6 protein-coding genes are annotated in these 7,007 nt (G+C 73.7%); 5 read left to right on the forward strand and 1 reads right to left on the reverse strand.

Features of this window, described 5'->3' with window-relative positions; all coding sequences use genetic code 11:
• Positions 1–2: 2 nt before the first annotated feature.
• Positions 3–1,142: an S-methyl-5-thioribose-1-phosphate isomerase gene (gene mtnA, locus ACIQOU_RS31360; protein WP_401542183.1), complete on the reverse strand. Its 1,140-nt coding sequence runs from the start codon at positions 1,140–1,142 to the stop codon at positions 3–5.
• A 141-nt stretch (positions 1,143–1,283) separates the two neighbouring features.
• Between mtnA and ACIQOU_RS31365 the strand changes: the two genes are divergently transcribed.
• From ACIQOU_RS31365 to ACIQOU_RS31385, 5 genes are read left to right on the forward strand one after another with little or no spacing between them, the layout of a single operon-like run.
• Complete coding sequence (locus ACIQOU_RS31365; protein WP_401542185.1) at positions 1,284–2,561, forward strand: glycerophosphoryl diester phosphodiesterase membrane domain-containing protein; 1,278 nt, start codon at positions 1,284–1,286, stop codon at positions 2,559–2,561.
• A 4-nt stretch (positions 2,562–2,565) separates the two neighbouring features.
• Positions 2,566–3,366, forward strand: a complete 801-nt coding sequence (locus ACIQOU_RS31370; protein ID WP_401542187.1) for a DUF4129 domain-containing protein — start codon at positions 2,566–2,568, stop codon at positions 3,364–3,366.
• Positions 3,363–4,562, forward strand: a complete 1,200-nt coding sequence (locus ACIQOU_RS31375; protein ID WP_401542190.1) for a DUF4350 domain-containing protein — start codon at positions 3,363–3,365, stop codon at positions 4,560–4,562. Before ACIQOU_RS31370 ends, ACIQOU_RS31375 begins: the two co-directional genes overlap by 4 nt.
• On the forward strand, positions 4,562–5,551 hold the full coding sequence (locus ACIQOU_RS31380) for an AAA family ATPase (protein WP_401542192.1): 990 nt from the start codon (positions 4,562–4,564) through the stop codon (positions 5,549–5,551). The genes ACIQOU_RS31375 and ACIQOU_RS31380 overlap by 1 nt, the downstream gene beginning before the upstream one ends.
• Positions 5,551–6,861: a DUF58 domain-containing protein gene (locus ACIQOU_RS31385; protein ID WP_401542194.1), complete on the forward strand. Its 1,311-nt coding sequence runs from the start codon at positions 5,551–5,553 to the stop codon at positions 6,859–6,861. The genes ACIQOU_RS31380 and ACIQOU_RS31385 overlap by 1 nt, the downstream gene beginning before the upstream one ends.
• The last annotated feature ends 146 nt before the right edge of the window (positions 6,862–7,007 follow it).

A 7,007-nucleotide genomic window follows, 5' to 3' on the forward strand; every position in this document is an offset into this window, starting at 1 on the left:
AGCTAAATCGTTACCTGTCGTGACCTGGCACACAGCTCAGCAAGAGCCTCTGCCGTCACGGGCGAAACGGCGCCCTCTTCCGTGACGATCGCGGTCACCAGCTCGGGTGGCGTCACGTCGAACGCCGGGTTGTACGCCTGCGTTCCCAGGGGTGCCACCGGCATCCCGCCTCCCGCTCCCACCGCAGCCGCCTGGGGAACCGTGACCTCGGTCACCTCGGACCCCGGGCGCTGCTCCACCTCGATGGACGCCCCGTCCGGTGTCTCCGGATCGACCGTCGTCACCGGCGCCACCACGATGAACGGCACATGGTGGTACCGGGCGAGCACGGCGAGCGGATAGCTCCCCACCTTGTTGGCCACCGAACCGTCGGCCGCGATACGGTCCGCCCCGATCAGCACCGCGTCCACCTCACCGGACGCGAACAGCGAACCGGCCGCGTTGTCCGTGAGCAAGGTGTACGCCATGCCGCTGCGAGCCGCCTCGTATGCCGTCAGGCGAGCACCTTGCAGCAAGGGACGCGTTTCGTCCACCCACAGCCGCCGCAGCCGCCCCGCGCGGTGCGCCGCGAGAGCCACCGCGAACGCCGTCCCCTCGCCGCCCGACACCAGCGAACCGGTGTTGCAGTGCGTCAGAATCCGCTGCCCGCCACCGGGCACCAGCTCGTCGAGGAGCGCCAGTCCGTGCGCCGCCATCCGCGCGCTGGCCGCCGCGTCCTGCGCGTGCAGCGCGCGGGCCGCCACCAGAGCCGCCGCCGCGGCCCGCCCGCCGTCGCCGCTCCTGACGAACTCCTCCTGGTACGCCGACCGCGCCCGGTGCACCCCGACAGCGAGGTTCACCGCGGTCGGCCGGGCGCCCGCCAGCGCCGTCGCCGCCTCGTCGACGTCGAACCCGCGCGCGGCGGCGAGCGCGACGCCGTACGCCCCCGCGATGCCGAGCAACGGTGCCCCGCGCACCGCGAGCGAACGGATCGCCGCCACCAGCGCGGGCGCGTCCGTGCAGACGAGCTCGATCTCCTGTGCGGGCAGCCTGGTCTGGTCGAGAAGGACCAGGACGGGACCTTCGGGTGGCTCCTCCCAACGGATCACGGGTACTTCGGTGGGCCTGCTGTCCTCGCCGGTTCGCGCCTGCTGATCAGCCATACGGCAAGTCTGCCCCGTGGACGGCGGACAACTGAAGGCGTCCTGACCTGTACCGCGCCCGGTACCGGGTGGACCACGCCATGGCACGATGGCAGCCAACCTGCCACCGCGACCGCGGACGGGCACCGTGAAGGAGCGACGATGAACGACACTCCGGGCTGGGCGTCGCCCGGATCTGCCCCGTCCGACGGGCGTGAGCCCGACGCGTCCGGTCCCGCCGAACCCACCGACCAGCAGGCCCCGCAGCCGCAGGACCCCGGCGGGAAGTGGTCCGAGGACCAGCCGCCGGCCGCCCAGTGGTCCGCACCCACCGGCGCCCCGATCCCCGGCCAGGCCCCGCCACCCCCGCCGCCCGGCCAGGGCTGGGGCACCCCGCCCCCCGGCGGCCCCGGCCCCTACGGCGGCGGCTGGGGCAACGCCTGGGGCGGCCCGCCGCCCGCGGCCAAGCCCGGCGTGATCCCGCTCCGCCCGCTGAGCGTCGGCGAGATCCTCGACGGCGCCGTCTCCACCATGCGCGCGCACTGGCGCACCGTCCTCGGCATCTCGCTGGCCGTCGCGGTCCTCACCGAGATCCTCGTCGTCCTGCTCCAGGGCCTGGTCCTCAACGACACCACGCGCGCGATCGACCTCAACGACCCCGGCGCCTCCCCCGACGACCTGGCCCGCGCGATGGGCTCGACCCTGATCGGCTCGGGCGCCGTCTCCCTGATCTCCCTCGTCGGCACGGTCGTGGCGACCGCCCTGCTGACGACGGTCACCAGCCGCGCCGTGCTCGGCAAGCCGGTCGCCACCGGCGAGGCCTGGCGGGACGCCCGCCCGCAACTCCTGCGCCTGTTCGGGCTGATCGTGTTGTTGTTCCTCATCGCGGTCGGCGTGATCCTCGTCGGCGCGCTGCCCGGCATCGCCGTCGCCGCCTCGGGCGTGGGACCGGCCGGCGTCGCCCTCACCGTCCTGGGCTGCCTCGCCGGCGGAATCGTCGCGGTCTGGCTGATGTTCCGCTTCTCGCTCGCCTCGCCCACGCTGATGCTGGAGAAGCAGGGCATCAAGAAGGCGCTCGGCCGCTCCGTGAAGCTGGTCCGCGGCTCCTGGTGGCGGGTCTTCGGCATCCAGCTGCTCGCGACGATCATCGCGGGCATCGTCGCGTCCCTCGTCGTCGTGCCGTTCACGCTCATCGGCGGCCTCTTCGGCGGCAGCGGGTTCGGCGGCCTGCTGAGCGAGACCGGCGGCCTCAGCTGGACGTTCCTGATCATCAGCGGCATCGGCTCGGTGATCGGCTCCACCATCACGTTCCCGATCACCGCCGGCGTCACCGTGCTGCTCTACATCGACCAGCGCATCCGCCGCGAGGCCCTCGACCTCGAACTCGCCCGCGCGGCAGGCATCCAGGACCACGCCACCGGCGCCGGTTCGGGAGGCTGATGCGGTGAGCCTTGCGGGGGGAGTTCTCACCACGGCACCGGCAACGCCGCCCGGAGCCGCCCAACCGGCCGTACGCGCCCTGCTGCGGGCCGCCGACACCTCGTTGGGGTCACTGACCCGGCTGCGCCTGACCGCGTCCGGCGACGAACCGCCGCTCACCGTCCCCCGCGATCCCGCGCGGGAGGCGGCCCGGCGCGAGCTGTCCAAGGGCATGTACCACGAGAACGACCCCAGCCTCATCGAACGCGCCCTGAACGCCTTCTGGGACTGGGTCGAGAAACTGTTCGACGCGGCCTCGTCCGCCACCCCCGGCGGCCCGCTCGGCCTGCTCGTCATCGTCGTCGCCGTCCTCGCCGTGATCGGCGCCCTGTGGTGGCGCCTGGGCACCCCGCGCCGCCAACCCACCTCCGCCGCAACCCTGTTCGACGACCGTCCCCGCAGCGCCGCCGAACACCGGTCAGCCGCCGAGGCCCACGCCGCCCAGGGCCACTGGAACCAGGCCGTCCAGGAACGCATGCGCGCCATCGTCCGTTCCCTGGAGGAACGCGCGCTCCTCGACGTCCGCCCCGGCCGCACCGCCGACGAGGCCGCCGCCGCGGCGGGCCGCCCGCTGCCCTCCCACGCCGACCGACTGCGCGCCGCCGCCCGGGACTTCGACGACGTCACATACGGCGGCCGCACCGCGACCGAGACGTCGTACCGGCGCATCGCCGACCTCGACCGCGACCTCGACCGCACCCGGCCCCAGCTCACCGCCGGCCACCCCGCCACCGCCGCGAACGGCCGCCAGGGGGACGCCGGATGACCATCGAGGCCACCGCCCTCCCGGCCACCTCGTCCTCGCCCACCGCCCGCCAGATATGGACCCGCGCGCGTGGCATCGCACTCGCCGTCGTGCTCCTGCTGACCGCGGCCGTCGCGATCGCCGTCATCCGCTCCGACAGCCGCCACGGCGCCCTCGACCCCCGCTCCGTCGACCCCTACGGCAGCCGCGCCGTCGCCGAACTCCTCGCCGACCGGGGCGTCTCCACCCGCGTGGTCACCACCCTCGACCAGGCCCGCGCCGCGGCGAACCCGGACACCACCGTCCTCGTCACCGCCCCCGACCTGCTCACCCCACGCCAGCAGACCCAGTTGCACACCGCGGCCGACGGCTCCGGCGGCCGCACCGTCCTCCTCGCACCGGGCGGCGCCTCCGTCGAACGCCTCGTCCCCGGCGTCACCGCCGACCCGGCCACCAGCACCGTCGCGGCGCTCGACCCGAAGTGCACGCTGCCCGCCGCCCGCCGCGCGGGCCCCGCCGACACCGGCGGCCTCCGCTACACCAGCACCCACCCCGGCACCGACACGTGCTACCCGAGCCAACGCCTGGCCACCCTGCTGCGCGTCCCGGACACCACAGGCAACGGCGACACCGTCGTCCTCGGCGCCCCCGACATCCTCTTCAACGAACGCCTCGACGAGCAGGGCAACGCCTCGCTCGCCCTCCAACTCCTCGGCTCCCGCCCCCATCTGGTCTGGTACCTCCCCTCGCTCGCCGACCTCTCCGCCACCGGCACGGACGGCGAGCAGAACTTCATGGACCTGCTGCCCTCCGGCTGGCTCTGGGGCACACTGCAACTCTTCGTCGCGGCCGCACTCGCCGCCCTCTGGCGAGCCCGCCGGTTCGGCCCGCTCGTCCCCGAACGGCTCCCCGTCGCGATCCGCGCCTCCGAAACCGTCGAAGGCCGCGCCCGCCTCTACCGCAAGGCGAACGCCCGCGACCGCGCCGCGACCGCTCTTCGCTCCGCCACCCGCACCCGCCTCGCCCCCCTCGTCGGCGTCCCCGTCTCCCAGGCGCACACGCCCGAGGCCCTGCTCCCCGCCCTGGCCGCCCACCTCCACGGCGACGGACAGGCCCTGCACCCCCTCCTCTTCGGCCCGCCGCCCGGCGACGACACGGCCCTCGTCGCCCTCACCGACCAACTCGACGCCCTCGAAAGAGAGGTACGCCGTCCATGATGGACCCGACCACTGACAACGCCGGGAACACCGGGGACCAGGGCAGCGCCCGAGCCTCCCTGGAAGCCCTGCGCGCCGAGATCGCCAAGGCCGTGGTCGGCCAAGATCCCGCCGTGACCGGCCTCGTCGTCGCCCTCCTGTGCCGCGGCCACGTGCTCCTCGAAGGAGTACCCGGAGTCGCCAAGACGCTGCTCGTCCGCGCCCTCGCCGCCGCCCTCGAACTCGACACCAAGCGCGTCCAGTTCACCCCGGACCTGATGCCGAGCGACATCACCGGCTCCCTCGTCTACGACACCCGCAGCGCCGAGTTCTCCTTCCAGCCGGGCCCGGTCTTCACCAACCTGCTGCTGGCCGACGAGATCAACCGCACCCCGCCCAAGACACAGTCGTCCCTCCTCGAAGCCATGGAGGAACGCCAGGTCACCGTCGACGGCACCCCGCGCCCCCTCCCCGACCCGTTCCTGGTCGCCGCGACCCAGAACCCGGTCGAGTACGAGGGCACCTACCCGCTCCCCGAAGCGCAGCTGGATCGTTTCCTCCTCAAGCTGACGATCCCGCTCCCCTCCCGGCAGGACGAGATCGACGTCCTCACCCGCCACGCCGACGGCTTCAACCCGCGCGACCTCAAGGCCGCCGGCGTACGCCCCGTCGCGGGCCCCGCCGACCTGGAAGCCGCCCGCGCGGCCGTCGCCAGGACCAGCGTCTCCCCGGAGATCACCGCCTATGTGGTGGACATCTGCCGCGCCACCCGCGAATCACCGTCGCTCACCCTCGGCGTCTCCCCGCGCGGGGCCACCGCCCTGCTGGCCACCTCGCGCGCGTGGGCCTGGCTCACCGGCCGCGACTACGTCACCCCCGACGACGTCAAGGCCCTCGCCCTCCCCACCCTCCGCCACCGCGTGCAGCTCCGCCCGGAGGCCGAGATGGAGGGCGTGACGGCCGATTCCGTCATCAACGCGATCCTCGCTCACGTCCCCGTCCCCCGCTGATGGCGCTCACCGGACGCGCCGCCCTCCTCGCGGCCCTCGGCTCGCTCCCCGTCGGCATCTGGGACCCCGGCTGGACGGGCATCCTCGCCGTGAACGCCCCGCTCGCGGTGGCCTGCGCCTGCGACTTCGCCCTCGCGGCACCGGTACGCCGCCTCGGCCTGTCCCGTTCCGGCGACACCTCGGCACGCCTGGGCGAGACCGCCGACGTCACCCTCACGGTCGCCAACCCGTCCCGCCGCCCGCTCCGCGCCCAGCTGCGCGACGCCTGGCCCCCCAGCAGCTGGCAGCCCGGCACCGAAGTGACGGCCTCCCGCCACCCCCTGACCGTGCCCGCGGGCGAACGCCGCCGCGTCACCACCCGGCTGCGCCCCACCCGCCGTGGCGACCGCCAGGCGGACCGCGTGACGATCCGCTCCCGGGGCCCCCTCGGCCTGTTCACCCGCCAGGGCACCCACCAGGTCCCCTGGACGGTCCGCGTGCTGCCGCCGTTCACCAGCCGCAAACACCTCCCCTCGAAACTCGCCCGCCTCCGCGAACTCGACGGCCGCACCAGCGTCCTGACCCGAGGCGAGGGCACCGAATTCGACAGCCTGCGCGAGTACGTTCCCGGCGACGACACCCGTTCCATCGACTGGCGCGCGACGGCCCGCCACTCCACGGTCGCCGTCCGCACCTGGCGCCCCGAACGCGACCGCCACATCCTCCTGGTCCTGGACACCGGCCGCACCTCCGCCGGCCGGGTCGGCGACATCCCCCGCCTCGACGCCTCCATGGACGCCGCACTGCTCCTGGCGGCGCTGGCGTCCCGCGCGGGCGACCGCGTCGACCTCCTCGCCTACGACCGCCGCACCCGCGCCCTGGTCCAGGGCCGCACAGCCCGCGACGTCCTCCCGTCCCTGGTCAACGCGATGGCCCCGCTCGAACCCGAACTGGTCGAACTGGACGCCCGCGGCCTCACCGCCACAGCACTCCGAACGGCGCCTCGCCGCTCGTTGATCGTGCTCCTCACCAGCCTCGACGCGGCCCCGGTGGAGGAGGGACTCCTCCCCGTCCTCTCCCAACTCACCCAGCGCCACACGGTCCTACTGGCATCGGTGGCGGACCCGCACATCGCGCAGATGTCCCAGGCACGCGGCACCACGGACGCGGTCTACGAGGCCGCGTCCGCCGCTCAGTCCCAGAGCGAACGGCACCGCACCGCCGAGCAACTCCGCCGTCACGGCGTCACCGTGGTCGACGAAACCCCGGACGATCTGGCGCCGGCCCTGGCGGACGCCTATCTGGCACTGAAAACAACGGGACGCTTGTAATCAAAAAGGGGCCCTACTGGTGTAGAGCCCCCTTTGGGCATAAAAAGCCCCCTAAACGCAGAAAACCCCGCACCATAAGGTGCGGGGTTCCCCACAATGATTGTTCGGCGGCGTCCTACTCTCCCACAGGGTCCCCCCTGCAGTAC

The sequence above is a fragment of the Streptomyces sp. NPDC091279 genome (genome assembly GCF_044757465.1).
In the GTDB taxonomy this organism is placed as follows: Bacteria; Actinomycetota; Actinomycetes; order Streptomycetales; family Streptomycetaceae; genus Streptomyces.